Consider the following 21,940-nt stretch of genomic DNA (forward strand, 5'->3'; position numbering starts at 1 on the left):
CGGGGATTTCGTCCGCCGTTTGCGGTCTTCTACTTCACGGCGCCGAAGGTCAGGCCGCGCACCAGCTGCTTCTGGCTGAACCAGCCCATGATCAGGATCGGCGCGATAGCCAGCGTCGAGGCCGCCGAAAGCTTGGCCCAGAACAGGCCTTGCGGGCTGGAGAAGGAACTGATGAAGGCGGTGAGCGGCGCGGCGTTGGTGGTGGTGAGCCGGATCGTCCAGAACGCTTCGTTCCAAGCCAGGATGATGTTCAACAGCATGGTCGAGGCGATGCCCGGCACCGCCATGGGTGTGAGCACATAGATGATCTCGTTCCACAGCGACGCACCGTCCATGCGTGCCGCTTCCAGGATCTCGCCCGGGATTTCGCGGAAGTAGGTGTAGAGCATCCAGACCACGATCGGCAGGTTGATCAGCATCAGCATGACCATCAGGCCGATGCGGCTGTCGAGCAGGCCGGTGTCGCGGAAGATCAGGTAGATCGGGAACAGCACCGCGACCGCCGGCATCATCTTGGTGGACAGCATCCACATCAAGATGTCCTTGGTCCGCTTGGTCGGCGAGAAGGCCATCGACCATGCCGCGGGAATAGCGACCAGCAAGGCCAGGATGGTCGAGCCGACGGAGAGCAGCACCGAGTTCAGGAAGAACTTGAAATAGCCGCTCTGCGCCTGGACCTCCGAATAGCTCTCGAAGGTTCCCGACGGAATCAGGTTGAAGCCCTGGATCGCCTCCTGCTCCGACTTGAACGAGGTGATGATCGTGTAAAGGATCGGAAAGAAGATCAGCAGGGCGACGATCCAGGCCGCGGCCGTGGCTATGGTCTTGTGCTGGGTGGTGACTGCGCGTGCCATCTTATCCTCCCTTACTTGTCCAGGTTCTTGCCGACGGCGCGCATGGCGAAGAAGGCAACGATGTTGGCGAGAATGACGGCGATGACACCGCCAGCGGATGCCTGGCCGATTTTGAACTCCAGCAGCGCCTTCTGGTAGACGAGGAAGGGCAGGTTGGTGGAGGCATAGCCCGGGCCGCCATTGGTGGTGACCAGGATCTCGGCATAGACCGAGAGCAGGAAGATGGTCTGGATCAGGATGACGACGGTGATGGCGCGCGACATGTGCGGCAGCGTCAAATACCAGAAGCGGCTGAGGAAGCCGGCGCCGTCCATCTCGGCCGCCTCCTTCTGCTCGCCGTCGAGCGACTGCAGCGAGGTCAGCAAGATCAGCGTTGCGAAGGGCAGCCACTGCCAGGCGACGATGATGATGATGGCGGTGAGCGGGTATTGCCCGAACCAGTCGATCGGTTGCAGGCCGAAGAAGCGCGCAATATCGGCGAAGACGCCATATTGCGGGTGCATGATCATGTTCTTCCAGACCAGCGCGGCGACCGGCGGCATAACGAAGAAGGGCGAGATCACCAGGATGCGCACGATGCCCTGGCCCCACATCGGCTGATCGATGAGCATCGCCAGAAGGATGCCGCCGACCACGGTGATGACCAGCACGCTGACGACGATGGTGAGCGTGTTGAGGATCGACTGCAGAAAGGCCGGATTGGAATAGAACAGCGCATAGTTGGAGAAGCCGACGAAGCCATCGCGGATCGGGTTCAGCGGATTGTACTGAAGGAACGAGAACCACAGCGTGAAGGCCAGCGGCACGATCATCCAGACAAACAGCAACACCACGGATGGGGCCATCATGAAACGGGCAAGCGAACGGGTTTGCTGAGTAGCCATGACGGTCACCCTCCCAAAATCAGCCAGGTTTTGCAGAATTGTGCCAGAATTTTCCCGATTTTGAAAAGTGGCCGCCCGAACTGGGTTTCGGGCGGCCCCTTGCCGGTCATGATAAGCGACCGGCTTTCGGCACCGGGAGGAGCCTTACTTGATGTAGCCGCCTTCGGTCATTGCCGCGGTGGCTGCGTCCTGGGCCTGCTTCAGCGCATCGTCGACGCTCGACTGACCGGCAAGGGCGGCGGAGAAGAGCTGGCCGACGGTGGTGCCGAGGCCCTGGAATTCAGGAATGGCGACGAACTGGACGCCGACATACGGCACCGGCTTGACGGTCGGATGCGTCGGGTCGGCGGCATTGATGGAATCCAGCGTCATCTTGGCGAAGGGCGCCGCCTTCTGGTAGTCGGCATTCGCATAGAGCGAGGAGCGCGTTCCGGGAGGAGCATTGGCCCAGCCTTCCTTCGAGGCTACGAGCTCGGCGTAGTGCTTCGAGGTCGCCCAGGCGACGAACTTCTCGGCGGCATCAGCCTTCTGCGTGCCGGCGGGGATAGCCAGCGACCAGGCCCACAGCCAGTTGCCGCGCTTGCCGAGGCCGTTGTCGGGCGCCAGCGCATAGCCGACCTTGTCGGCGACGGTCGAGTTCTTCGGATCGGAGACGAAGGACGCGGCGACAGTGGCGTCGATCCACATGCCGCATTTGCCCTGCTGGAACAGCGCCAGGTTCTCGTTGAAGCCGTTGGAGGACGCGCCCTCCGGGCCGTCGGCCTTCATCAGGTCGACATAGAACTGCAGCGTCTTCTTCCATTCGGGCTGGTCGAACTGCGGCTTCCAGTTCTCGTCGAACCAGCGGGCGCCGAAGGAGTTCGACATGGCGGTCAGGAAGGCCATGTTCTCGCCCCAGCCGGCCTTGCCGCGCAGGCACACGCCGTTCACGCCATTGGCGCGGTCGGTCATCTTGTCGGCGGCCTGCTTGATGAAGTCCCAGGTCGGGGCATCGGGCATCTTGAGGCCGGCCTTGTCCATCAGGTCCTTTCGGTACATGACGAAGGAGCTCTCGCCGTAGAAGGGCGCGGCATAGAGCTTGCCGTCGACCGAGAGGCCGCCGGCGATGGCCGGGATGATGTCCTTGGCGTCGTAGTCGTCGCCGAGCTTGTCGAGCGGCAGGAGCCAGCTCTGCTTGGCCCAGATCGGAACCTCATAGGTGCCGATGGTCATGACGTCGTACTGGCCGCCCTTGGTGGCGATGTCGGTGGTGACGCGCTCGCGCAGCACGTTCTCCTCGAGCGTGACCCAGTTGAGCTGGATATCGGGATTGGCCTTGGTGAAGTCGTCCGTCAGCTTCTGCATGCGGACCATGTCGCCATTGTTGACGGTGGCGATGGTGATGGATTCGGCATGTGCGGCGAAAGCGAGAGCGCTGGCCGACAACAAGCCCAGGGTGAGCGTGCGCAGTTTCATGAATTCCTCCCATAAACCAAAGTGAGCATTTGCCTTGGCTATGGGCAATTACTCACCTGACGTGAATTATGTCAAGGTGGAATCGATGCTGCGGTGCAGCACGATGGAACGATGGAGGCATTGGCCGGCGGAAATCCGATGCGGGGCTGTGGAGGGACGATCGGCGTCCGGGCGCGGCCGCTGGTTCGTCCATGAAAGGCGACCGCTGGAGTCCGCGCGAGTACTGTCGCGCGCGTGCCGCCTATCAACAGGCGATCTCGGCCAGGATCCAGTCGCGAAAAGCGCGGATCTTGGGCACATTGCGGCGCGCCGTCGGATAGACCAGCCAATAGGCATGGCCATCATCGCCGACGAAGTCGAAGGGCTGGATGAGGCGGCCATCGGCGAGTTCGTTCTTGAACAGCGCCCTGGTGAGGATCGCCACGCCGTGGCCGGCCATCGCGGCATTCGCCTCATAGGCCTGCGCGCCCATGCTTGAGCCCGGCCGCTTGGCAAGATCGTGCGCGTCCACGCCGGCGGCCTCGAACCACTGCCTCCACCAGATGTCGCCGGGATCGAGGATCGGCAGACGCAGGAGATCCGCCGGTTCCTTGACGCCGCCGATGCTTGCCGCGAGCTTCGGGCTCAGCATCGGCGTGAAATCGGCGTCGAGCAATTTGTGCGCCTCCAGCCCCGGCCACTTGCCGCCGCCGGAGCGGATGGCGAGATCGACATCCTCGCGGGCGAAGTCGGTCAGGCGGCTCGACGTATCGAGCCGCACGGCAAGGGCCGGGTGGGCAAGCTGGAACGAACCCAGATGCTGCGCCAGCCAGTTCGAGGCAAAGGTCAGCACGGTGGTGACACATAGCAGGCCGTCGGCGCCGCCACGCGCCGCGGCATAGGCCTGGCCCAGAATGGCGAAGGCCTCGCTGACGGCCGGCGCCAGACGCTGTCCGGGCTCGGTCAATTCGATCTGCCGTGGACGGCGCAGGAACAACGGCGCGCCGATGCGCTCCTCGAGCAGCTTGATCTGGTAACTCGCTGCGGCCTGCGTCATGCCGAGTTCCTGCGCCGCTTTGGTGAAGGAGAGGTGCCTGGCCACGGCCTCAAACACCCGGATCGCCTGCAGCGGCGGCAGCGGCGCAAGCTGCGGAGAGCTCAGATCGGGCATAAGGCCTCCTTATGGGTCATGATCGAGGTTTGATTGGAAGCATGAACCAGCCAACCCGATATTTGGGGTCGACGATCAATCCAATTCAAGCAGGGCAAAGGTTGACGATCATGACCACAGTACAGGAAAAGCTCGTTTCCAACGCGACGCCCAGCTGGTTTTCCCTGCTGGTGCGTGAATTTTCGCGACTTACCGGTCGCAGACGCACCTATGTCGACGTCCGCCACCTGTCGGAATATCTCCAGCGCGACATGGGTTTTCTCGACGGCAACGATCCGCGCGGGCCCCGCCGATAGGCGGTTGCTGTTTTATCGGTCGTCGGCGTTCGGCGGACAGCCAGGCTTGAGTCCGAGGCTCGAAGTCATGCGCCTGCAAGCAAGGCTTCCGCCGTCCGCTCGTCGGTGATGAGGCCGTTGACCAGCCGGCGGTTGACCGCCGCCAGGATGCCCGGCAGCTTGCGCTCGCCCATGGCCAGCGCAATGACCAGCGATCTTTCGCGCGATGGCAAGGCGGCGGAGGAGACCCGGTCGTTGGTGATGCCTTCGATCATGCGGCCTTCGCGATCGAAGACCCAGCCGACGATCTCGGCGATGCCGCCGGCCTTCTGCAGCGCCTTCAACTCGCTTTCCGAAATGAAGCCATCCTCATAAAGCGGCGCCTTGGGGCCGAGGTCGCCGATGCCGACGAAAGTGACGTCTGCTTCCGCGGCCAGCGCCAGCGTCGGCTGGATCATCGGCTGGTTGAGCAGCATCTCGCGCTCGTCCGGGGAGGAGGCTATGACCGGCAACGGCATCGGGAAGGAACGCGCCTTGACGCGATCGGCCATGGTGAAGATGACGTTGTAGAAGGCGGCCGAGCCGTCCGGCGAGATGTTGCCGGTCAAGGACACCACCTTGTGTTGCGGGCAGTCCATCGGCGGCAGTTGCTCGATAGCCGCTTTCAGCGTACGCCCGGTGCCGATCGCCATGACGATGGGCGCTTCCGAGCGCAGCCGGCGCTCGATCTCAGCCGCGGCCGCCTCAGCAATGCCGATCGTCGTCGAAGACGAGGTGGGATCGCTCGGCACGACCTCGACCAGGTCGAGCGCGAAGCGCGATCTGAGCCGCGCCGCAAGGTCGAGGCAATTGGCGATCGGATGATCGACGCGCACCTTGATGAGGCCTTCCGACATCGCCAGCGAGACCAACCGCTGCGCCGTCTGCCTGGAGATACCTAGTTGGGCCGCAATCTGGTCCTGCGTGTTGCCGGCAACGTAATAGAGCCAGCCGGCGCGCGCGGCGTCGTCCAACCTGGTGCTGCCGGTTTCCTGTCGCGAATTCACGTCCTGCCTCCCAGCCCGAACGTCGATGAAACGGGCGCTATAGATTACAGCGAATGCTGCCGTGCGCAATTGTTTATCGAGAGGGCAATTGCTTGCTGGTTTCACCCGCTGCTAAAGGACCAATCGCCCCGCTCCCTCAACCATTCGCAGCGGCGGCGGTTTATCTCGATGGGGAAACCCGTTAAGGGGTCGGCAAAAGGAGCCCTCGCATGACGCCGAAAGCGGTTTTCTGGGACATGGACGGAACGCTGGTCGACAGCGAGCCGCTGCACGAGGCGGCCCTGGCCGCGGCGCTGCGCAGCGTCGGCGTCACACCGCCGACCGACCTGCACCAGCGCGTGCTCGGCATCGCCGCATGGCCGGTCTACGAGATGCTGCGCGACGAGTTCGGCCTTTCGCTACCCTTCGACGACTGGATCGTGCGCAAATATGACCATTATTTGCCGATGGCCGAGACGCTGAAGCCGCGCCCGGGCGCGATCGAGGTGTTCAACGAATTGCGCGCGCTTGGCGTCGAGCAAGCGGTGGTGTCCAACTCCGACCGCGTGATCGTCGACGCCAATCTGAGCGCTGTCGGCCTGATCTATCCCGGCATGCGCACGATCAGCCGCAACGACGTGATCGAAGGCAAGCCGCATCCGGAACCCTTCCTGCGCGCCGCCTATCTTGCCGGCGTCGATCCGAAGGATGCATTCGCCGTCGATGACAGCGTGACCGGCGCCACCTCCGGCCTGGCGGCGGGCATGAAGACGATCTTCTGGCCGGAGGCGCCGATGGCCGGGCCGTCGGGCGCTATTGTGATCAACAGCGCTGAAGAGTTGCGGGCGCAGTTGGGACTCTGAGCTGGTTCTGCGGACGTCGGCGCTGCCCCTCATCCGCCCTTCAGCTTGGCGCATGCTTTGTCTAATGCTGCGCTGGTCGACCCCACTCCGTCTCGGCTTCGCCGAGCCAACTCTCCCCGATCGACGGGGTAGAGGAAAGGCGCCAAGCTTTTTGCCGTCAATGCTCGTCCAGCAAAGCTCCCTTCCTTTCCCTCCGGAGGGGAAGGTGGCGCTGCGAAGCAGCGACGGATTGAGGAAACCACCTGGCATTCAAGCCTCGGGCCGATCAGTCACGCCATTCACAGAAGCGAGAAGGAAGACTCCGGCATCAATTCCGGTACACCGGCTCTTCTTCGTCGAGGATCGCCTTGAGTTCGGCCAGATGACGGTCGGCCTGGCCTGGATAGTCGTCCATCTCGCGCGCCGTCTTTTCCGCGATCTCGTCGGAAAGCGTGCGCAGCGGACGTCCGGTCCACAGCGCCTTGATGTAGGTTTCGGCGGCGCGCTCGAAATAGAACATGCGGTTGAAGGCGTCGGCGACGGTGTCGCCGATGACCATCACGCCGTGATTGCCCATCACCATCACCTTGACTTTGGGGTCGGTGAGCAACTGCGAACAGCGCTCGCCCTCTTCCTCGAAGGCCAGACCGCCATAATGCGCGTCGACGACATGGCGGTTGAAGAACATGGCCGAGTTCTGGTCGACCGGCGGCAGCGTCGAGTCGGCCAGCGAGGCAAGCACGGTGGCGTGGATCGAATGCACATGCATGGCGCAGCGCGCATGCGGCACATTGCGGTGGATGGCGCCATGCAGGCCCCAGGCGGTCGGATCGGGCGCGTTGGGACCGGTGAGCGTTTCGGGATCGTTGGCGTCGATCAACAGCAGATCGCTCGCCTTGATGCGCGAGAAATGCACCTGGTTCGGGTTCATCAGGAATTTCGTGCCGTCTTCATTGACCGACAGCGAGAAATGGTTGGCGACCGCTTCATGCATGTTGAGCCGCGCCGTCCAGCGGAAGGCGGCGGCGAGGTCGACCCGCTCCTCATAATAAGGCAGGTTGGTCAGCGGTTCTTTCTGCAGGCGGGCAAGGCTCATCGAAATCTCTCCGTTTGCACCAAGAATGCCGTGCATGGGCGTGGCCAGCAACCGCAAACTGGTATGTCAGGCCACGCTGAGGCTCACGCCGCGGGCCGCGCCGCCTGCAGCCCACCATGCTCGACGATGAAATCGATGACGTCCTGCAGGCCCTTGCCGCGCGACAGATCGGTGAAGCCGAAGGGCCGTTTGCCGCGCATGCGGCCGGCATCCGATTCCATGACGTCGAGATTGACATTCACATAAGGCGCCAGGTCGCTCTTGTTGATGATGAGGAAATCCGAGCGGGTGATGGCCGGGCCGCCCTTGCGCGGGATCTCCTCGCCCTGGCAGACCGAGATGACATAGAGCGTCAGGTCGGCAAGGTCGGGTGAGAAGGTGGCGGCGAGATTGTCGCCGCCGGATTCGATGAAGATGATGTCGAGATCGGGGAATTTTTTGTTCAGCTCGGCAATCGCCCGCAGATTGATCGAAGCGTCCTCGCGAATGGCCGTGTGCGGGCAACCGCCGGTCTCGACGCCGACGATGCGCTCTTCGGGCAATGCTTGTAGCCGCGCGAGCATCATGGCGTCTTCCTTGGTGTAGATGTCGTTGGTGACGACGGCGATCGAGAAGTCGTCACGCAGTGCCTTGCAGAGCTTTTCGGTGAGCGTCGTCTTGCCGGAACCGACTGGGCCGCCGATGCCGATGCGAAGGGGACCGTTGGGCTGGGTCATGCCGGAAACTCCGTGATGGCGAGGATTGCGAAGCCCGCCCCGATCAGCAGGCAGAGCGGCGAATAAAGGCGCTGGTCGAGCCGCGCGAAAGGCTGTTCGGGCGCAAGCCTGCGCCACCAGGGCGTGAAGCCGGCAATGCCGCGCCCGAGAAAGACGAGACCGATCATCAACGCCGTGGCGGCCAACCCTTCCCTTGGAAAAGGCGAGGCGAAGACGCCTGCAAGCGCCAGCGGCCAGAGCGTCGCCAGCGCCAGGCAAGCGGCGACGGCGAAACTCGCAACGGCCGAGGGCATCTCGTCGACGCCGCGAAAGCCGACGACGGCACGCGCGCAGGAAGCCTGATCCGTGCCCGGCCAGATGCCGCCAAGGCCCCAATAGACATGCAGCGAAGTGATTATGAGCAGGACGAAAGAGAGGGCGTAAGCAAGCAAGGTCATGACCGGAACAGGCGTGAATATTGGGTTTCGTGCTTCATCGCCATTATGTCGGACATGAAAGCCGAGCCGCCGAGATCGTCAAGGCTGGAGGTGGCAGCCCGAGCGGCCGTCGACAACGCAAGCGGTTCGAAACCGGCTAACAATGCCGTGGCATCGACCTGCCCAATGATGCCGAGCCGGATCGCCGCCTGCGCCAGGTTGGAGAAGAAAGCCTGCAGGAAGGCGGACAGCGCGTCCTGAAGTGCAATGCCATGGCCGCCCGCCACAGCGCCGACGGCGACACAATAGGGGCAATCGGCGACCAATCGATCGAGTGTCGGGCACGGCCAGGCGGATGCCGCCTTGAGGAAGGCAGCACCCTGCAGCATCGTCTCCATATGGCGCTCCCGCGAGCCGGCCAGCGCTTCGGCCAAAGTGGCGACCTCCGTGAGATCACCGCCGTCCCGCGCGCGGCGCCAGCTTTCGGCAAACAGCACCGCATCGTTCCAGCCTGAGCCCATCTCGACCAGCGTTTCCAGCCACTTGGCGAGATCCCGGCGATTGCCGATCAGCCCATCATGCACGGCGCGCTCGATGCCATGGCTGTAGGAGAAGCCGCCGACCGGAAAAGCCGGCGACAGCCAGACCATCAGCCGCAACAGCGCGATATGTGAGGGCTGATCAGTCATGGTGATGGTGGTGACCGTGGTCGTGGTGGTCATGATCGTGATGGTCGTGGCCATGATGATCGTGGTCATGGTGATCATGCGCATGATCGTGGCCACGCCCGGAATAGGCGCCGCGCACCGGGCTGAAGGGCTCGGACACCTCAGTCACCGTGGCGCCCAGACCTTCGAGCATCGCCTTGATGACATGGTCGCGCAGGATGAGGATGCGGTTCGGCTCGATGCTTGCGGCGAGATGACGGTTGCCGATGTGCCAGGCAAGCTCCGTCAAATGCACGGCATCGCGAGCGCGGATGTCATAGGCCTCTTCGGGTGCCGCAACGATTTCGAGCTGGCGGCCATCTTCCAGCACCAGCCGGTCGCCATTGTTCAGGGCCACCGGCTCGGGCAAATCGACCAGCACTTTGTCGCCACCGGCGGTTTCGATGGCGCGGCGGCGCAGATGCCGCTCGTCATGGGCGAGCACCGCCTTGTCGTAGGGCGTTGCCGCCTGGCCGGCGGAAAGCACCGAGACGGCGCGTGGGAATTTGGTGAAATCGGTGGTGATGTTGAGTTTCATTTCATGGCTCCGCCATTAGCCTGTGCCCGGGCCCGAGCGGGTCGTGACAGCACGCGCTCGAAATAGGCGTTGATGCGCTCGGAGTCGATTACAAACCGGCCGGCGCGCGCCCAGCCGCCCATGTCGCCGAGCAGCACGTCGACCGCCGAGAACCGATCGCCCAGCGCAAAGGGTTTGTCTCCAAGGCGCCTGTCCAGCGCCTTCATTTCGGATGCGAAATCATAAGCTGTGGCCGGCCCGACATCGACCCGCACGTCCTTGGGCAGCAGGAAGCGATGGCGCAGCTTGTTCCACAGCGGCGCTTCCAGCTCGCTCTGGGCGAAATGCATCCAGGAATCCATCTCGGCGCGGCCGGCGAGGCCTGGATTGGCGCCCATGCCTTTGTCGGCGTGCCTATCGGCCAGATAGACGCAGATCGCCGCGGAATCGGTAATGGTGAGGTCACCGTCGATCAGGATCGGCACCTTGCCGGAAGGGTTCAGCGCATAGGCTTCCGGCGAGCGCAATTTGACCTCGACGAATTCATAGGGCTGCCCGAGTTCCTCGAGCATCCACAGCACACGGCTGACCCGGGATCCGCGCGATCCGATGGCCTTGTACATGGTTGAACCCTCTTTCCCCGGAACCCTAGACGATTGCATCCGCTCAGACGATGGTGTCGAAGAGCCGCAGGATGAACGAGACCTGGTAGATCAGCGCCGCCGCGACGAAGGCGATGTGGAAGCGACGGTCGCGCACCAGGATCGCGGCGATGCAAAGGGCGACGAAAACCGGGGTGCGGAACAGATACTCATTGCCGAAGCGGGCGAAATGCTCGGGACCTTTGAGCAGCGTATCGATGACATCGAGCAGATAGCTTGCCGCCAGCAGGCCGAAGAACCAGGCGCGGCGCGAATAGAAGAAGTCCTCGTAGCTGGTGTAGTCCAGCATCGAGATCCGGAAACAGCAGCGCGCACAGCAGGAACAGCGTGATCGCGTAGAAGATAATGAACAGGTATTTGCCGAAGGTCCATGTCTCGATGGCGTAGAGGCCGAACTCCCACCACCAGAAATGCACCAACATCAGCAGGACGGACGCGACCCAGGCCAGATGCACGGAATAGAGCCGATATTGCCCGGGATGCTGGACGATGCGCGCCACCCCTGACAGCAAACGGGCGACGCCAAGCCCTATCACCATGCCCATGACGATGCGGATATGCGGGAAGATGTCGTGGGGAGAGGCGATTTCGGTGGCCATCGACCTAAACAAGGAATGCGGAAAAAAGCGGGCGGTTCAATCTCGCAGGAAATCGTCCATCGAAAGCGGCCCGCCCGGCCAGAATCGACCGTCGAGCGCCTGCTTGGATGTAAAGGGAGGCTCGCTCGGGAAATATGCCTTCCTGAACCCTGTTTCCCTGACAGCAACGGGCAAAGCGCCTTTATACGCCTCTTCGAAGATTTGAGCGGGATATCGGCGAAGGCTCGGGCTATCCTCGATGATGCCCTCGATCCAGGTGCGCTGCTCGGAGATCGACGCCTGCCAGCTGTGAGACCGGTGGCCGGGTTGGAATTCCCACTTCAGCAGGTGTGTTATCAGCACTTCCATCCGGCTACGGATCTCGCGCTTGTCCCTCCTTCCCAAGCTCTCGATCTCCTCGGCCAAATTCTCGCGATCAAGCTCGGAAAGACGCCCCTCGCGCAGCAGCGCGCCTTGCTCGGCACACCACTCGACAAAATCCGCTTCGTAAGGCGTCAGCGCCCGGAGGCGATCAATCCTGTTCATGGGCGCATCATGCCCCAATTTGCGAAATTCGCAAAGAACGCCCCCGGTCTGCGCGTCTAGACGCCGCGATCAGAACAGAAAATACCGCTGCGCCATCGGCAGCACGGTGGCCGGCTCGCAGGTCAAGAGCTCGCCGTCGGCACGCACCTCATAAGTCTCGGGATCGACCTCGACATGCGGCGTGGCGTCGTTGAGCACCATCGAATGCTTGCCAATGCCGCCGCGGGTGTTTTCAACCGCGACCATCGCCTTGTCGACGCCAAGCCTCGCTTGCAGGCCGGCATCGAAGGCGGCCCTGGAGACGAAGGTCACCGAAGAATTGGTCATGGCTTTGCCGTAGGCGCCGAACATCGGCCGGTAGTGCATCGGCTGCGGCGTCGGGATCGAAGCGTTGGGATCGCCCATGGGCGCTGCCGCGATCATGCCGCCGAGCAACACCATTTCGGGTTTCACGCCGAAGAACGCCGGATACCACAGCACCAGATCGGCGCGCTTGCCGACCGTGATGGAGCCGATCTCCTTCGACAGGCCGTGCGCGATGGCCGGGTTGATGGTGTATTTGGCGATGTAGCGGCGGACACGAAAATTGTCGTTGTCGCCGGTCTCCTGCGGCAACGACCCGCGCTGGCGCTTCATCTTGTCGGCGGTCTGCCAGGTGCGGATCGCCACTTCGCCGACGCGGCCCATGGCCTGGCTGTCCGACGAAATGATCGAGAAGGCGCCGAGATCATGCAGGATATCCTCGGCCGCGATCGTTTCCTTGCGGATGCGGCTTTCGGCGAAGGCTATGTCCTCGGGAATAGACGGCGACAGATGGTGGCAGACCATCAGCATGTCGAGATGCTCGGCCAAAGTGTTGACAGTGTAGGGCCTGGTCGGGTTGGTCGAAGACGGGATGACGTTGGGCAGGCCGCAGACCTTGATGATGTCGGGCGCATGGCCGCCACCGGCGCCTTCGGTGTGGAAGGCATGAATGGTGCGGCCCTTGATGGCCTCGACGGTGTTTTCGACAAAGCCGGATTCGTTCAGCGTGTCGGTGTGGATCATCACCTGGACGTCATAGGTGTCGGCGACCGACAGGCAGCAGTCGATGGCGGCAGGCGTCGTGCCCCAGTCCTCATGCAGCTTCAGTGAGCAGGCGCCGGCCAAGACCATTTCCTCGAGCGCCGCCGGCTGCGAGGCATTGCCCTTGCCCGACAGGCCGATGTTCATCGGAAAAGCGTCGAAGGACTGGATCATGCGCGCGATATGCCAGGGACCGGGCGTGCAGGTGGTGGCCAAGGTGCCGTGCGCCGGGCCGGTGCCGCCGCCAAGCATGGTGGTGACGCCGCTCATCAGCGCCTCCTCGATCTGCTGCGGGCAGATGAAATGGATATGCGCGTCAAAGCCGCCGGCGGTGAGGATCTTGCCTTCACCGGCAATGATTTCAGTGCCCGGGCCGATGATGATGGTGACGCCGCTTTGCGTGTCCGGATTGCCGGCCTTGCCGATTGCGGCGATGCGGCCGTCCTTGAGGCCGATATCGGCCTTGATGATGCCGGCCAGCGCATCGACCACCAGCGCGTTGGTGATGACGGTATCGACCGCGCCGCCCGCCCGCGCCACCTGGCTCTGGCCCATGCCGTCGCGGATGACCTTGCCGCCGCCGAATTTCACTTCCTCGCCGTGAACGGTGAAATCCTTCTCGACCTCGATGAACAGCTCCGTGTCGGCCAGCCGCACCTTGTCGCCGACGGTCGGGCCATACATCTGCGCATAGGCGGCGCGGGTTATTCTGGCCATCAGCGATTGCTCCCTAAAGTGAGATCGGTTGAGTGTGAGGCGCACATTATCGCCATCCAATGGTCACGCAATGACCCGCCCGGCGACACTTTGCGTTCCCATTTGGACGTTCCCTTCAGGCGGTTCACGCGGGCGGGGCCATTCCAAGACGACGATTTGCCAAACTGATGGCCAAACTGATGGAAGGAATATCCATGCGCAAAACGATAATTTTCGCCGCAGCCGCCACCCTGATGCTGGCGGGCGCCGCGAGCGCCCAGCAATCCACGCCGGCGCCGAGCCCTTCTCCGGCCGCACCCGCCGCGCCGAAGGCTCAAGCCGTGCCAGCGATCCAGAGCGTCAGCATCGTCGACATCACCGAATTGCCCAAGGATACGCAGACTCAGGTCAACAAGATCGTGGCGCAGCGCGGCGATGCCGGCCTGCAGACGCTGCGTAAATCGATCGAGGCGACGCCCAAGGTGAAGTCCGCGCTGCAGGCCAAGGGAATGAGTTCGGCGCAGGTGATCGCCGCCAGCCTGCAGCCCAGCGGAGCGCTGACGCTGATCACCAAGAAGGCGAGCTGATTGCGCGCGCTGGCGGGCCCGATGCGGGTCCGCCAGCATCAATTGCAAGGGAACCTCTGCCTGAGACGAGTCGTTTGGTCTTTTTCGCCCCGCCCGAAGTCCAGTCAGGAGCGAGCGACGATGGGATTTTCGCGTCAGACCAAAATGTTGCCGATTGCGACCGCGCTGCTGGTCGCGGCCGCGTCGAACGCCGCGTTCGCGGCGCAACCCTTGGACAGCAACGATCCTGCAGCGGCGATCGTGGGTTCCGACATTCGCCAGGAGGAAACCCTGTCCAAGGCGGAAGCCGGTAAAGTCATCCGCGCCATCGACCGCACGCGCGACAACATCGGCACGGTGCGCAAGACCACCAAGCTCGATACGGTCGACATCATCTTCCTGACCGATGCGGCGCGCAGCGAAGGCGGGCCGCCGCCGGCGATCGAGAACAAGGTGAAGCAGCACAAGGACGAGGTCGCGGAACTGCGCCAGGAGATCGAGGCGAACGCGCTGCTGTTCAACGCGATCGATTCGCGGCGCGTGCTGGCCGAGGACGTGCTGGCCGTCGACTTCGCCAATCCCGGCAAGATCGTCATCTACGCCGCCGCCAAGCCGCCGAAGTGATCTGAGCGCGGCGGTCGCCCTCATAGCTTGCCCATCACCTTCTGCTGGAACCCGTAGACTTCGCGTTTGCCGCCGAGCGGCACCAGCGTGACGTCACGCTCCTGTCCCGGCTCGAAACGCATGGCGGTGCCGGCGGCGATGTCGAGCCGCATGCCGCGTGCGCTCTCGCGGTCGAATCTCAAGCCCTCATTGGTCTCGAAAAAGGATAGTGGCTGCCGACCTGGATCGGCCGGTCGCCGCTGTTGGCAACCTTGAGCGTCACCGTCGGCAGACCCTTGTTGAGCTCGATGTCGCCCTTGGCGGGGATGATTTCGCCCGGAATCATCTCAGCCCTCACAAAACGCCGAAGGCGAGGCCGACGCCGACCGCCGCGCAGGCGGCGCCGGCGGCGCGCACCAAGCCGCGGAAGCGCAGGCCCAGGCCGAGAGCGGCGGCGATGCCGACGCCGTGAAGCAGGGCCGTGGCGACGGCAAAACCCGCCATATAGTCCAAGCCACCGGCATTCTCGGGCACTTCCATGCCGTGCGCATGGCCGTGGAACAGCGCGAACAAACCGATGATCGCCACACCCGCAGAGACCGGCAGGTCAATCGCCAGCGCCACCAGGAGGCCAAGCGCGACGACCGATGCGAGGATGCCAGGCTCGACGAAAGGCACCGGCACATGCAGCATGCCGAGCGCGCCGCCGACCAGCATGACGCCGACGAAGGCGAGCGGCCATGCCCAGATCGCCTTGCCGCCCTTCAGCGCCGCCCACAGGCCGACAGCAATCATCACCGTCATATGGTCGAGGCCGGACAGCGGATGCGCGAAACCGGCGGCGAAGGACGAGGTCGTGCCGACGCCGACATGGGCATAAGCCGGCATCGCCGCGGCCAACAGCAGAATAGCGGCGAGCGTGGTGCGTTTCGTCGAAGCGGAGATCATCCCTGGCTACCTCTCATTGCTTGCTCAAGCGGCCTTGCGTGGGCCGCAGCCTTCGGCCTTGAGCACACGCTTGGTCGATGGTGGGTATTTTGCCAGCTTAGACGCCGGCCGGATCGGACGCGGCGAGAAATTACCGCCACAGTTGGGGCAAACGCCGCCGAGCACATGCTCGACGCAGTCGGCGCAAAAAGTGCATTCAAAGGTACAGATCAACGCGTCGGTCGCTTCCGGCGGCAAATCCTTGTCGCAGCATTCACAATTGGGCCTGAGGTCCAGCATCCGGTCTCTCCTCACCTGATTGGCTCATGCACGGTCACCAGCTTGGTGCCGTCCGGAAAAGTCGCCTCGACCTGGACATCGTGGATCATCTCGGCGATGCCGTCCATGACCTGGGCGCGGGTGATGACATGCGCGCCGGCTTCCATCAGTTCGGCGACCGGGCGGCCGTCACGCGCGCCTTCGACGACGAAGTCGGTGATCAAGGCGATCGCCTCCGGGTGGTTGAGCTTGACGCCACGCTCCAGCCGCTTGCGCGCCACCATCGCCGCCATGGCGATGAGCAGCTTGTCTTTTTCGCGCGGCGTCAGGTTCATTCAAGTCTTCCCGGCGTTCGAGGTCACAGTGACCACAATTTGGGCAGGCCCGCCCGCCCGTTGAGCAATTCAACGAGTGGAACCAGCCGTTTGCGGAGCTGGTAGCCATCCCCGGCGTAAAGCCTCGCAAGAAGCTTGCCAGATCGGCCGACGCTCCAGAAGCTGGCGCCGCCTTGATCGCCGATAATGTCGCGTGCAGGCTCCAGCAGGCGCTCCGCGTTCGGCGCAACGAGCAGCAGCGTTGCAACAGCCGTCGCCCCGCCAGTGACTGCCGCGCGCTCCAGCCTGGCGGCGATGTCCTGCCCGATGCGGAAATCCTCGGCGTGAATCAGTGCGCCGCCCTGGCGGACCCGCCAGCGGTCATGGAAACTGCCGCTGATGGTCCGCTCACCCATCGCCAGCCGGCCGAACAGCGTGGCTTCGAGAATCAGCGCCTCGGCGCCCTCGGCAAGCTCGACATCCAGCCTGCGGGCGAAGGCAGCCTGGTTGAAGACGATAGTTTCCTGCGGCAGCCAGGCGATGCGGCCGCCGGCGCCGACGCGCAGGCTCACCTTCGCCTCGGCGTGATCGGCGGCGGCGCGATAGATCTTCTCGCAGGCCTGCGTGGTGATGGAGACGCAAGCGCCTTCGCCGACCTCGATCGCCCAGCCGAGCCGGTCGCCGCCGGTCAGGCCGCCGGCGGTGTTGATCAGGACGGCCTCGAGCGGATCGCCCTGCACCAAAGGCATGCGGATCTTGGCCGAACCATCCTGGTAAAGACGTTGCAGCCGAGTCCGGCCACCGCTCCGGCCGCAGAAAAGCCTGCCTTGCCCGGCAACGCGTTGCGCGGCGGCGGCGGGCCGGGATACCAGGGCATTGTCGATCTTGTCCACGGGCGCCAAGGTTAAGCACCCGGGCGGCTTTGTCGATATAGCTTGTTGCTTGACATCGTTTCGGTTTCTATAGAGGGAAACCACCCTGGAGCGTCGCGCGGTGCCTTGCGTGGTAAGAGGCAGACGCTTTCGTTCAATCCGGGGATCAAAGAGGGGCGCTCATCAGTTGGCGTCGGGAAACGACAGGGAAGGAACCGAATGGCTGACCAGCTGACGACCGAGATCATTGAAAAGATCAAAGCCCACGCCGAGACTGGCGGTGAGGAAATCACCACCGGTACCGATCTCAGCACGCTTGGCATCCATTCGCTGGAGCTGACGGAGATCATCTTCGACCTCGAGGAAAAGTATGGCATCGAGATCGAAATGAATACCGTCGACGCCTGGAGCAACCTCAAGAACGTCGGCGACATGGTCGAGGCGGTTCGCGCGCTGATCGTGAAAAAAGCCTGATTGTATGCAAAAGCGCGTCGTTATCACCGGCATTGGCGGGATTTGCGGGCTTGGCAACGATGCGGCCGCGATCTGGGATGCGATGCGAGCCGGCCGCTCCGCGATCGGCGTGATCAGCAATTCGCCGCTGCACGACCTGAAGGTCAAAGTCGGCTGCGAAATCAAAACCTTGCCCGAGCACGGCATCGACCGCAAGCAGGTGGTGTCGATGGACCGTTACAGCCTGCTGGCGGTGATCGCGGCGCGGGAAGCCATGCGGCAGTCCGGATTGACGGCGCACGCCGACAATACCTATCGGATGGGCGCCGTTGTCGGTGTCGGCGTCGCCGGCTTCGAAACGATCGAGGAGAACTATCGCGCGATCCTGCTCGAAGGGCGCAACCGCGCCGGCATCTTTACCGTGCCCAAGGTGATGCCGGGGGCCGCAGCCGGTCAGGTCAGCATGGCGCTCGGACTGCGTGGCCCGGTGTTTGGCGTCACCTCGGCCTGCTCCTCGTCCAACCATGCCATCGCATCGGCGGTCGATCAGATCAGGCTTGGCCGCGCCGACGTCATGGTCGCCGGCGGCACCGATGCGCCGCTGGTTTGGGGCGTGCTCAAGGGCTGGGAGGCGCTGCGGGTGCTGGCGCCCGACACCTGCCGGCCGTTTTCGGCCGATCGCCAGGGCCTGGTATTGGGCGAAGGCGCCGGCATGGCGGTGCTGGAAAGCTACGACCACGCCGTGGCGCGCGGCGCCACCATCCTTGCCGAGATCGCCGGCGCTGGGCTCTCAGCCGACGCCTCGGACATCGTCGCGCCAACTGTCGAGGGGCCGGAAGCGGCGATGCGCTTCTGCCTGGCCGATGCCGGGCTCAATGCGGAAGATGTCGACTATCTCAACGCGCACGGCACCGGCACCAAGGCCAACGACCAGATCGAGACCGCCGCGATCAAACGCGTCTTCGGCGAGCACGCGCGCGCGCTTTCGATTTCCTCGACCAAGTCGATGCATGCGCATTGCCTCGGCGCTTCCGGCGGGCTGGAAATGATCGCCTGCGTGATGGCGATCCGCGAGAGCGTCGTGCCGCCGACGGCCAACTATCGCGAGCCCGACCCCGAATGCGACCTCGACGTGACGCCGAATGTTCCGCGCGAGCGCAAGGTGCGCACGGCAATCAGCAACAGCTTTGCCTTTGGCGGCACCAACGCCGTGCTGGCTTTCAAGGCGATCTGACCAAGCGCGGCTGATCGGATCCGCTGATCAAGCGCAGCTTTGGTTGACTGTGCGTGCACGGCAGGCCGCCTGCCGGCATATTGATCGCGGCGAAGCCCGGTCGTAGTTGTTGCGACCCGCCGGAGCAGATGCCGAAAAAAGTGCGAAGCGGTTTTCGGATGACATCATGCTCTATTTCCTAGATTTAGAGCCGCCCTGGCGCCAATCCGTTTCCGGAGACTCCTCGATGCCCGACCTGTCCGCCTTCCCGATCAACAATCGCTGGCCGGCCAAGCACCCCGACCGCCTGCAGCTCTATTCGGCCACGACACCGAATGGCGTGAAGGCTTCGATCGCGCTGGAGGAGATCGGCCTGCCTTACGAGCCGCATTACGTCGATATCGGCAAGAACGAGAGTTGGACGCCGGAATTCCTGTCGCTCAACCCGAACGGCAAGATACCGGCCATCATCGATCCGGACGGCCCCGGCGGCAAGCCGATCGGCCTCTTCGAATCCGGCGCCATCCTGCTCTATCTGGCGGACAAGACCGGCAAGCTCATCCCCGCCGATCCGGCGCGCCGCTACGAGACGATCCAGTGGGTGTTCTTCCAGATGGCGGCGATCGGTCCGATCTTCGGACAGGTCGGTTTCTTCCACAAATTCGCCGGACGCGAAATCGCCGACAAGCGACCGCTGGAGCGTTACCGCGACGAATCGCGACGGCTGATCGGCGTCCTGGAAACACGGTTGAAGGGCCGGCAGTGGATCATGGACGACGACTACACCATCGCCGACGTCTCGATGCTCGGCTGGGTGCGCAACCTGATCGGCTTCTACGAGGCGCGGGAATTGGTAGGGTTCGACGATTTCCCAACGGTAGCGGCATGGCTGGACCGCGGCCTGGGGCGGCCGGCGGTGCAGCGAGGCCTCACCATCCCGGCAAAAGGCTGAAAACAGAGATGAAAGGCCCTATTTTGCCTTGGCTTTCGCGCGGCGGCCGAACATAGAAGCCGCCAGCCGCGCGGTGGCGACCACCGCGCCGGTAGCAACGCTGGCGGCGGTGCGGATCGGGCCCGACTTGCCCGCCGCCGGTTTGTGTGGCTTGTGCGCCTTGGTCGCGACCTTGTGCGCGGCGCCGGCCACGACTTTCCTTGGGGCTGCCTTGCCGAAAGTCGGCTTGCCATCCTTGGCAAGCGCCGCATCGTCGGCGGCTTTCGGCCGCCTTGGCTGATTGGCTTTGCTCCTGGCAGGCGCGGGTTTTCTGGTCTTGGTTGCCATTGGACGGCTCCCTTACGCCGGATAATTGAGGATACCGGCATAACGACCCGAAAAGCTTAAGGTTCCGGCCCGAAAATATTGAAAATTTAAGAGGTTAACCAATGACCAGATCGGCTGGCCGGCGCCTCCCCAGAACACGCTCGATGTTGGGCATGTCGTTGGACGCAATCCAGGCGCGGGCGTCCTCGTCGGGCTTGCCATGGCCACGCCAGCGTTCCATCAGGCGACGCTCGAGCTCGCCCCGCGGCACATCGATGAAGATGGTGAAATCGAACAGTGGCGCCAGCCGCGACCACGGCTCCTCGTCAAGCAGAAGATAATTGCCTTCGACCAGGATGAACTTGGTGTCGGCGGAAACGATCTCGGCCGCGGCGCGCGACAGTTCGATATCGCGGTCGAACACCGGAATGGCGATGTCGGGCTCACCGGAGCGGATGCGTTTCAGAAGCGTCTCGAAGCCGGCGAAATCGAAGGTTTCGGGCGCGCCCTTGCGCGCACGCATGCCGCGCCGGTTGAGGATGATATCGTCATAGTGGAAGCCGTCCATCGGCACGACTTCCGAACTGCCTTCCGGCAAAAGCTCATGCAGGTTCGCCGACAGTGTCGATTTGCCGGAACCCGGCGGCCCAGCGATGGCGACAACGAAGCGCTTGGCCTTGCCGGCGCGTTTGAAGATGGCGGCTGTGATATGGGCGATCTCGGACATCGGCGCCTTTCCGGTAGCGATTTCAGACCGCATCTTGGCGGCAGTCGGCTGAAATTTCAAACCCGGATTGGCTGTGACGCTCAGGCCGGGACCGAACGGCCGATGCGCAGGAACTCGCCATCGAACGGCACGTCCTTGGCGGTGCCGTCGGCGGCAAGGACGCGCATGGTTTCGCGCGCGGTTTCGATGCCTGCCGGCGCTTCGGCATGCGCAGACGGAAGCGCGCCGATGACATGACGGAAGGAGATCGACCGTCCCTCGGCAAGCGCAAACGCCGTCGCCACGCCTTCGTGCCTCAGCCAGTTGTCGCCAAGCGAGGCGGCGTGGCCCATCGCGGCGCGGCCATCCTCGATGCCCAATACGCCGAGATGGCGGCCGCTCCAGGGCGCATAGTCGCGTCCGCCATTGCTGAGCCACAGCATGGTCACCGGCAATTCGGCGGGATTCTTCAGCACCAGCACAAGGTCCTGCTCGGCGCGGCGCGCAATGGCCGTCCAGCCCGGACCATCGTGGTCGGCCTCGACCAGGGTGATGAAATCCTCGCGCTTGTCCTCCATGCGATAATCGGTGAGGTCGGTGGCGCCGCCAGCGGCAAGCGGCAGATGGGTGAGATCGGTGACGCGGACCGGATAGGCGAACCGGAAGCGGCCGCGCGCCGGATCGGGCTCCAGCGGGGTCGGCGGCGTCACCGCGACGCGCTTGGGCGAGAAGGCGAGCCTGCCGCCGTCGCGCATCTGCGTCATCGGATGGTGCGCGACCGAGATGGCGCCGGAACCGCCTGAAAAGATATGCTCCTGGTAGAGGAAGGGGTGGCCGTCGCGCAGGGTGAAGATCTTGTCGACGGCGGCGCCCATGACCTTGCGGCGCAGCCGGAAGACGGCGCGCCGGCCGCCTGGAATCGCATTGTTTTCGACGACATCCCATTGGCTGTTGGCCGGCCAGCCATGCAAGGGTGCAGCCTCGACGTCGCTGACGGAAAACGGCGCGCACAGGAAATCGCCGGACAGGCGCACCGTGCCTTCGGGGATGTCCTGCGGCAGCGTTTCGCGTGGCGAACCGACCCACGGTGCGCGATGCAGCGGCTTCAGGGTGCGGCCATCGGCCTCGACCTCCATGGCGGCGATGTGGCCGACCGCGAGGTCAAGCGAAACCGAGATGCCTTTTGCGCCGAGCGTGACCATGTCCATGAATGCCTCCCCGAATCTCTTTCGGGCGCAAGCAAAGCCTGTCCGGAGGCGAGCACG

At 63.7% G+C, this 21,940-nt stretch carries 27 protein-coding genes and 2 pseudogenes; 7 read left to right on the top strand and 22 right to left on the bottom strand.

Annotated features, from left to right (window positions below; all coding sequences use genetic code 11):
* Nucleotides 1–29: 29 nt before the first annotated feature.
* The 4 genes from ACVDG8_RS18190 to gcvA all read right to left on the bottom strand — a co-directional run bounded on the left by ACVDG8_RS18190 (nucleotide 30) and on the right by gcvA (nucleotide 4,343).
* Nucleotides 30–854 (bottom strand): carbohydrate ABC transporter permease, encoded by an 825-nt coding sequence (locus ACVDG8_RS18190; RefSeq protein WP_447255911.1) that lies wholly within the window; start codon nucleotides 852–854, stop codon nucleotides 30–32.
* A gap of 11 nt (nucleotides 855–865) precedes the next feature.
* Complete coding sequence (locus ACVDG8_RS18195; protein WP_447255912.1) at nucleotides 866–1,738, bottom strand: carbohydrate ABC transporter permease; 873 nt, start codon at nucleotides 1,736–1,738, stop codon at nucleotides 866–868.
* A 144-nt stretch (nucleotides 1,739–1,882) separates the two neighbouring features.
* A complete protein-coding gene (locus ACVDG8_RS18200) occupies nucleotides 1,883–3,193 on the bottom strand; it encodes an ABC transporter substrate-binding protein (RefSeq protein ID WP_447255913.1) in 1,311 nt (436 codons plus the stop codon).
* 244 nt (nucleotides 3,194–3,437) lie between these two features.
* The gene (gene gcvA, locus ACVDG8_RS18205) at nucleotides 3,438–4,343 is read right to left on the bottom strand and encodes a transcriptional regulator GcvA (RefSeq protein WP_447255914.1); all 906 of its coding nucleotides are present in this window, start codon (nucleotides 4,341–4,343) and stop codon (nucleotides 3,438–3,440) included.
* A 110-nt stretch (nucleotides 4,344–4,453) separates the two neighbouring features.
* On the opposite strand from gcvA, the gene ACVDG8_RS18210 reads away from it, so the two are divergent.
* Nucleotides 4,454–4,639 carry a hypothetical protein gene (locus ACVDG8_RS18210; protein ID WP_447255915.1) on the top strand — a complete coding sequence of 62 codons (186 nt, stop codon included), beginning with the start codon at nucleotides 4,454–4,456 and terminating at the stop codon, nucleotides 4,637–4,639.
* A 65-nt stretch (nucleotides 4,640–4,704) separates the two neighbouring features.
* Here the strand turns inward: ACVDG8_RS18210 and ACVDG8_RS18215 are convergent, their stop codons facing one another.
* A complete protein-coding gene (locus ACVDG8_RS18215) occupies nucleotides 4,705–5,664 on the bottom strand; it encodes a sugar-binding transcriptional regulator (protein ID WP_447255916.1) in 960 nt (319 codons plus the stop codon).
* 209 nt (nucleotides 5,665–5,873) lie between these two features.
* Here ACVDG8_RS18215 and ACVDG8_RS18220 point away from each other — a divergent pair, with 209 nt between their 5' ends.
* A complete protein-coding gene (locus tag ACVDG8_RS18220; protein ID WP_447255917.1) occupies nucleotides 5,874–6,506 on the top strand; it encodes an HAD family hydrolase in 633 nt (210 codons plus the stop codon).
* Nucleotides 6,507–6,813: 307 nt separating this feature from the next.
* Here ACVDG8_RS18220 and ACVDG8_RS18225 read toward each other — a convergent pair whose 3' ends face one another.
* The 9 genes and pseudogenes from ACVDG8_RS18225 to ureC form a co-directional block, all read right to left on the bottom strand.
* Nucleotides 6,814–7,581 carry a class II aldolase and adducin N-terminal domain-containing protein gene (locus ACVDG8_RS18225; protein WP_447255918.1) on the bottom strand — a complete coding sequence of 256 codons (768 nt, stop codon included), beginning with the start codon at nucleotides 7,579–7,581 and terminating at the stop codon, nucleotides 6,814–6,816.
* 83 nt (nucleotides 7,582–7,664) lie between these two features.
* The gene (gene ureG, locus ACVDG8_RS18230) at nucleotides 7,665–8,297 is read right to left on the bottom strand and encodes an urease accessory protein UreG (RefSeq protein WP_447255919.1); all 633 of its coding nucleotides are present in this window, start codon (nucleotides 8,295–8,297) and stop codon (nucleotides 7,665–7,667) included.
* Nucleotides 8,294–8,734, bottom strand: coding sequence for a DUF3995 domain-containing protein (locus ACVDG8_RS18235; protein ID WP_447255920.1), 441 nt, complete (start codon nucleotides 8,732–8,734; stop codon nucleotides 8,294–8,296). The genes ureG and ACVDG8_RS18235 overlap by 4 nt, the downstream gene beginning before the upstream one ends.
* A complete protein-coding gene (locus tag ACVDG8_RS18240) occupies nucleotides 8,731–9,402 on the bottom strand; it encodes an urease accessory protein UreF (RefSeq protein WP_447257378.1) in 672 nt (223 codons plus the stop codon). Before ACVDG8_RS18240 ends, ACVDG8_RS18235 begins: the two co-directional genes overlap by 4 nt.
* Entirely contained in the window at nucleotides 9,395–9,958 is a 564-nt protein-coding gene (locus ACVDG8_RS18245; protein ID WP_447255921.1) for an urease accessory protein UreE, read from the bottom strand. The genes ACVDG8_RS18240 and ACVDG8_RS18245 overlap by 8 nt, the downstream gene beginning before the upstream one ends.
* Nucleotides 9,955–10,560: a glutathione S-transferase family protein gene (locus ACVDG8_RS18250; RefSeq protein WP_447255922.1), complete on the bottom strand. Its 606-nt coding sequence runs from the start codon at nucleotides 10,558–10,560 to the stop codon at nucleotides 9,955–9,957. Before ACVDG8_RS18250 ends, ACVDG8_RS18245 begins: the two co-directional genes overlap by 4 nt.
* Before the next feature lie 43 nt (nucleotides 10,561–10,603).
* Nucleotides 10,604–11,198: pseudogene (locus ACVDG8_RS18255) on the bottom strand (hypothetical protein).
* A 36-nt stretch (nucleotides 11,199–11,234) separates the two neighbouring features.
* Nucleotides 11,235–11,723, bottom strand: coding sequence for a DUF29 domain-containing protein (locus tag ACVDG8_RS18260; RefSeq protein WP_447255924.1), 489 nt, complete (start codon nucleotides 11,721–11,723; stop codon nucleotides 11,235–11,237).
* A 69-nt stretch (nucleotides 11,724–11,792) separates the two neighbouring features.
* The gene (ureC, locus tag ACVDG8_RS18265) at nucleotides 11,793–13,505 is read right to left on the bottom strand and encodes an urease subunit alpha (RefSeq protein WP_447255925.1); all 1,713 of its coding nucleotides are present in this window, start codon (nucleotides 13,503–13,505) and stop codon (nucleotides 11,793–11,795) included.
* 194 nt (nucleotides 13,506–13,699) lie between these two features.
* Between ureC and ACVDG8_RS18270 the strand changes: the two genes are divergently transcribed.
* Both ACVDG8_RS18270 and ACVDG8_RS18275 read left to right on the top strand, forming a co-directional pair.
* A complete protein-coding gene (locus ACVDG8_RS18270; protein WP_447257379.1) occupies nucleotides 13,700–14,071 on the top strand; it encodes a hypothetical protein in 372 nt (123 codons plus the stop codon).
* 120 nt (nucleotides 14,072–14,191) lie between these two features.
* On the top strand, nucleotides 14,192–14,674 hold the full coding sequence (locus tag ACVDG8_RS18275; protein ID WP_447257380.1) for a hypothetical protein: 483 nt from the start codon (nucleotides 14,192–14,194) through the stop codon (nucleotides 14,672–14,674).
* A gap of 20 nt (nucleotides 14,675–14,694) precedes the next feature.
* Here ACVDG8_RS18275 and ACVDG8_RS18280 read toward each other — a convergent pair.
* The 5 genes and pseudogenes from ACVDG8_RS18280 to ACVDG8_RS18300 all read right to left on the bottom strand — a co-directional run bounded on the left by ACVDG8_RS18280 (nucleotide 14,695) and on the right by ACVDG8_RS18300 (nucleotide 17,066).
* Nucleotides 14,695–14,999 (bottom strand): annotated as a pseudogene (locus tag ACVDG8_RS18280) (urease subunit beta).
* Between the two features lie 8 nt (nucleotides 15,000–15,007).
* A complete protein-coding gene (locus tag ACVDG8_RS18285) occupies nucleotides 15,008–15,601 on the bottom strand; it encodes a HupE/UreJ family protein (RefSeq protein WP_447255926.1) in 594 nt (197 codons plus the stop codon).
* A gap of 24 nt (nucleotides 15,602–15,625) precedes the next feature.
* Nucleotides 15,626–15,880: a DUF1272 domain-containing protein gene (locus ACVDG8_RS18290; RefSeq protein WP_447255927.1), complete on the bottom strand. Its 255-nt coding sequence runs from the start codon at nucleotides 15,878–15,880 to the stop codon at nucleotides 15,626–15,628.
* Between the two features lie 11 nt (nucleotides 15,881–15,891).
* Complete coding sequence (locus ACVDG8_RS18295) at nucleotides 15,892–16,194, bottom strand: urease subunit gamma (protein WP_112097128.1); 303 nt, start codon at nucleotides 16,192–16,194, stop codon at nucleotides 15,892–15,894.
* A 23-nt stretch (nucleotides 16,195–16,217) separates the two neighbouring features.
* On the bottom strand, nucleotides 16,218–17,066 hold the full coding sequence (locus ACVDG8_RS18300; protein ID WP_447257381.1) for an urease accessory protein UreD: 849 nt from the start codon (nucleotides 17,064–17,066) through the stop codon (nucleotides 16,218–16,220).
* Between the two features lie 198 nt (nucleotides 17,067–17,264).
* Here ACVDG8_RS18300 and ACVDG8_RS18305 point away from each other — a divergent pair, with 198 nt between their 5' ends.
* The 3 genes from ACVDG8_RS18305 (at nucleotide 17,265) to ACVDG8_RS18315 (ending at nucleotide 19,663) form a co-directional block, all read left to right on the top strand.
* Nucleotides 17,265–17,519: an acyl carrier protein gene (locus tag ACVDG8_RS18305; RefSeq protein ID WP_447255928.1), complete on the top strand. Its 255-nt coding sequence runs from the start codon at nucleotides 17,265–17,267 to the stop codon at nucleotides 17,517–17,519.
* A gap of 4 nt (nucleotides 17,520–17,523) precedes the next feature.
* Nucleotides 17,524–18,732, top strand: a complete 1,209-nt coding sequence (locus ACVDG8_RS18310) for a beta-ketoacyl-[acyl-carrier-protein] synthase family protein (protein ID WP_447255929.1) — start codon at nucleotides 17,524–17,526, stop codon at nucleotides 18,730–18,732.
* Between the two features lie 226 nt (nucleotides 18,733–18,958).
* Nucleotides 18,959–19,663, top strand: a complete 705-nt coding sequence (locus ACVDG8_RS18315) for a glutathione S-transferase family protein (RefSeq protein ID WP_447255930.1) — start codon at nucleotides 18,959–18,961, stop codon at nucleotides 19,661–19,663.
* Between the two features lie 18 nt (nucleotides 19,664–19,681).
* On the opposite strand, the gene ACVDG8_RS18320 is transcribed toward ACVDG8_RS18315, so the two are convergent.
* The 3 genes from ACVDG8_RS18320 to ACVDG8_RS18330 all read right to left on the bottom strand — a co-directional run bounded on the left by ACVDG8_RS18320 (nucleotide 19,682) and on the right by ACVDG8_RS18330 (nucleotide 21,883).
* Nucleotides 19,682–19,990, bottom strand: coding sequence for a hypothetical protein (locus tag ACVDG8_RS18320; protein ID WP_447255931.1), 309 nt, complete (start codon nucleotides 19,988–19,990; stop codon nucleotides 19,682–19,684).
* Nucleotides 19,991–20,084: 94 nt separating this feature from the next.
* Nucleotides 20,085–20,696 carry a nucleoside triphosphate hydrolase gene (locus ACVDG8_RS18325; protein ID WP_447255932.1) on the bottom strand — a complete coding sequence of 204 codons (612 nt, stop codon included), beginning with the start codon at nucleotides 20,694–20,696 and terminating at the stop codon, nucleotides 20,085–20,087.
* Between the two features lie 80 nt (nucleotides 20,697–20,776).
* Nucleotides 20,777–21,883: a hypothetical protein gene (locus ACVDG8_RS18330; RefSeq protein ID WP_447255933.1), complete on the bottom strand. Its 1,107-nt coding sequence runs from the start codon at nucleotides 21,881–21,883 to the stop codon at nucleotides 20,777–20,779.
* Nucleotides 21,884–21,940: the final 57 nt, after the last annotated feature.

The organism is Mesorhizobium sp. ORM8.1 (assembly GCF_053005525.2).

Coding starts and splice junctions, on each gene's coding strand:
- ACVDG8_RS18190 (WP_447255911.1), bottom strand. CDS start 854: ATGGCACGCGCAGTCACCACCCAGCACAAGACCATAGCCACGGCCGCG.
- ACVDG8_RS18195 (WP_447255912.1), bottom strand. CDS start 1,738: ATGGCTACTCAGCAAACCCGTTCGCTTGCCCGTTTCATGATGGCCCCA.
- ACVDG8_RS18200 (WP_447255913.1), bottom strand. CDS start 3,193: ATGAAACTGCGCACGCTCACCCTGGGCTTGTTGTCGGCCAGCGCTCTC.
- gcvA (WP_447255914.1), bottom strand. CDS start 4,343: ATGCCCGATCTGAGCTCTCCGCAGCTTGCGCCGCTGCCGCCGCTGCAG.
- ACVDG8_RS18210 (WP_447255915.1), top strand. CDS start 4,454: ATGACCACAGTACAGGAAAAGCTCGTTTCCAACGCGACGCCCAGCTGG.
- ACVDG8_RS18220 (WP_447255917.1), top strand. CDS start 5,874: ATGACGCCGAAAGCGGTTTTCTGGGACATGGACGGAACGCTGGTCGAC.
- ACVDG8_RS18225 (WP_447255918.1), bottom strand. CDS start 7,581: ATGAGCCTTGCCCGCCTGCAGAAAGAACCGCTGACCAACCTGCCTTAT.
- ureG (WP_447255919.1), bottom strand. CDS start 8,297: ATGACCCAGCCCAACGGTCCCCTTCGCATCGGCATCGGCGGCCCAGTC.
- ACVDG8_RS18235 (WP_447255920.1), bottom strand. CDS start 8,734: ATGACCTTGCTTGCTTACGCCCTCTCTTTCGTCCTGCTCATAATCACT.
- ACVDG8_RS18240 (WP_447257378.1), bottom strand. CDS start 9,402: ATGACTGATCAGCCCTCACATATCGCGCTGTTGCGGCTGATGGTCTGG.
- ACVDG8_RS18245 (WP_447255921.1), bottom strand. CDS start 9,958: ATGAAACTCAACATCACCACCGATTTCACCAAATTCCCACGCGCCGTC.
- ACVDG8_RS18250 (WP_447255922.1), bottom strand. CDS start 10,560: ATGTACAAGGCCATCGGATCGCGCGGATCCCGGGTCAGCCGTGTGCTG.
- ACVDG8_RS18260 (WP_447255924.1), bottom strand. CDS start 11,723: ATGAACAGGATTGATCGCCTCCGGGCGCTGACGCCTTACGAAGCGGAT.
- ureC (WP_447255925.1), bottom strand. CDS start 13,505: ATGGCCAGAATAACCCGCGCCGCCTATGCGCAGATGTATGGCCCGACC.
- ACVDG8_RS18270 (WP_447257379.1), top strand. CDS start 13,700: ATGCGCAAAACGATAATTTTCGCCGCAGCCGCCACCCTGATGCTGGCG.
- ACVDG8_RS18275 (WP_447257380.1), top strand. CDS start 14,192: ATGGGATTTTCGCGTCAGACCAAAATGTTGCCGATTGCGACCGCGCTG.
- ACVDG8_RS18285 (WP_447255926.1), bottom strand. CDS start 15,601: ATGATCTCCGCTTCGACGAAACGCACCACGCTCGCCGCTATTCTGCTG.
- ACVDG8_RS18290 (WP_447255927.1), bottom strand. CDS start 15,880: ATGCTGGACCTCAGGCCCAATTGTGAATGCTGCGACAAGGATTTGCCG.
- ACVDG8_RS18295 (WP_112097128.1), bottom strand. CDS start 16,194: ATGAACCTGACGCCGCGCGAAAAAGACAAGCTGCTCATCGCCATGGCG.
- ACVDG8_RS18305 (WP_447255928.1), top strand. CDS start 17,265: ATGGCTGACCAGCTGACGACCGAGATCATTGAAAAGATCAAAGCCCAC.
- ACVDG8_RS18310 (WP_447255929.1), top strand. CDS start 17,524: ATGCAAAAGCGCGTCGTTATCACCGGCATTGGCGGGATTTGCGGGCTT.
- ACVDG8_RS18315 (WP_447255930.1), top strand. CDS start 18,959: ATGCCCGACCTGTCCGCCTTCCCGATCAACAATCGCTGGCCGGCCAAG.
- ACVDG8_RS18320 (WP_447255931.1), bottom strand. CDS start 19,990: ATGGCAACCAAGACCAGAAAACCCGCGCCTGCCAGGAGCAAAGCCAAT.
- ACVDG8_RS18325 (WP_447255932.1), bottom strand. CDS start 20,696: ATGTCCGAGATCGCCCATATCACAGCCGCCATCTTCAAACGCGCCGGC.
- ACVDG8_RS18330 (WP_447255933.1), bottom strand. CDS start 21,883: ATGGACATGGTCACGCTCGGCGCAAAAGGCATCTCGGTTTCGCTTGAC.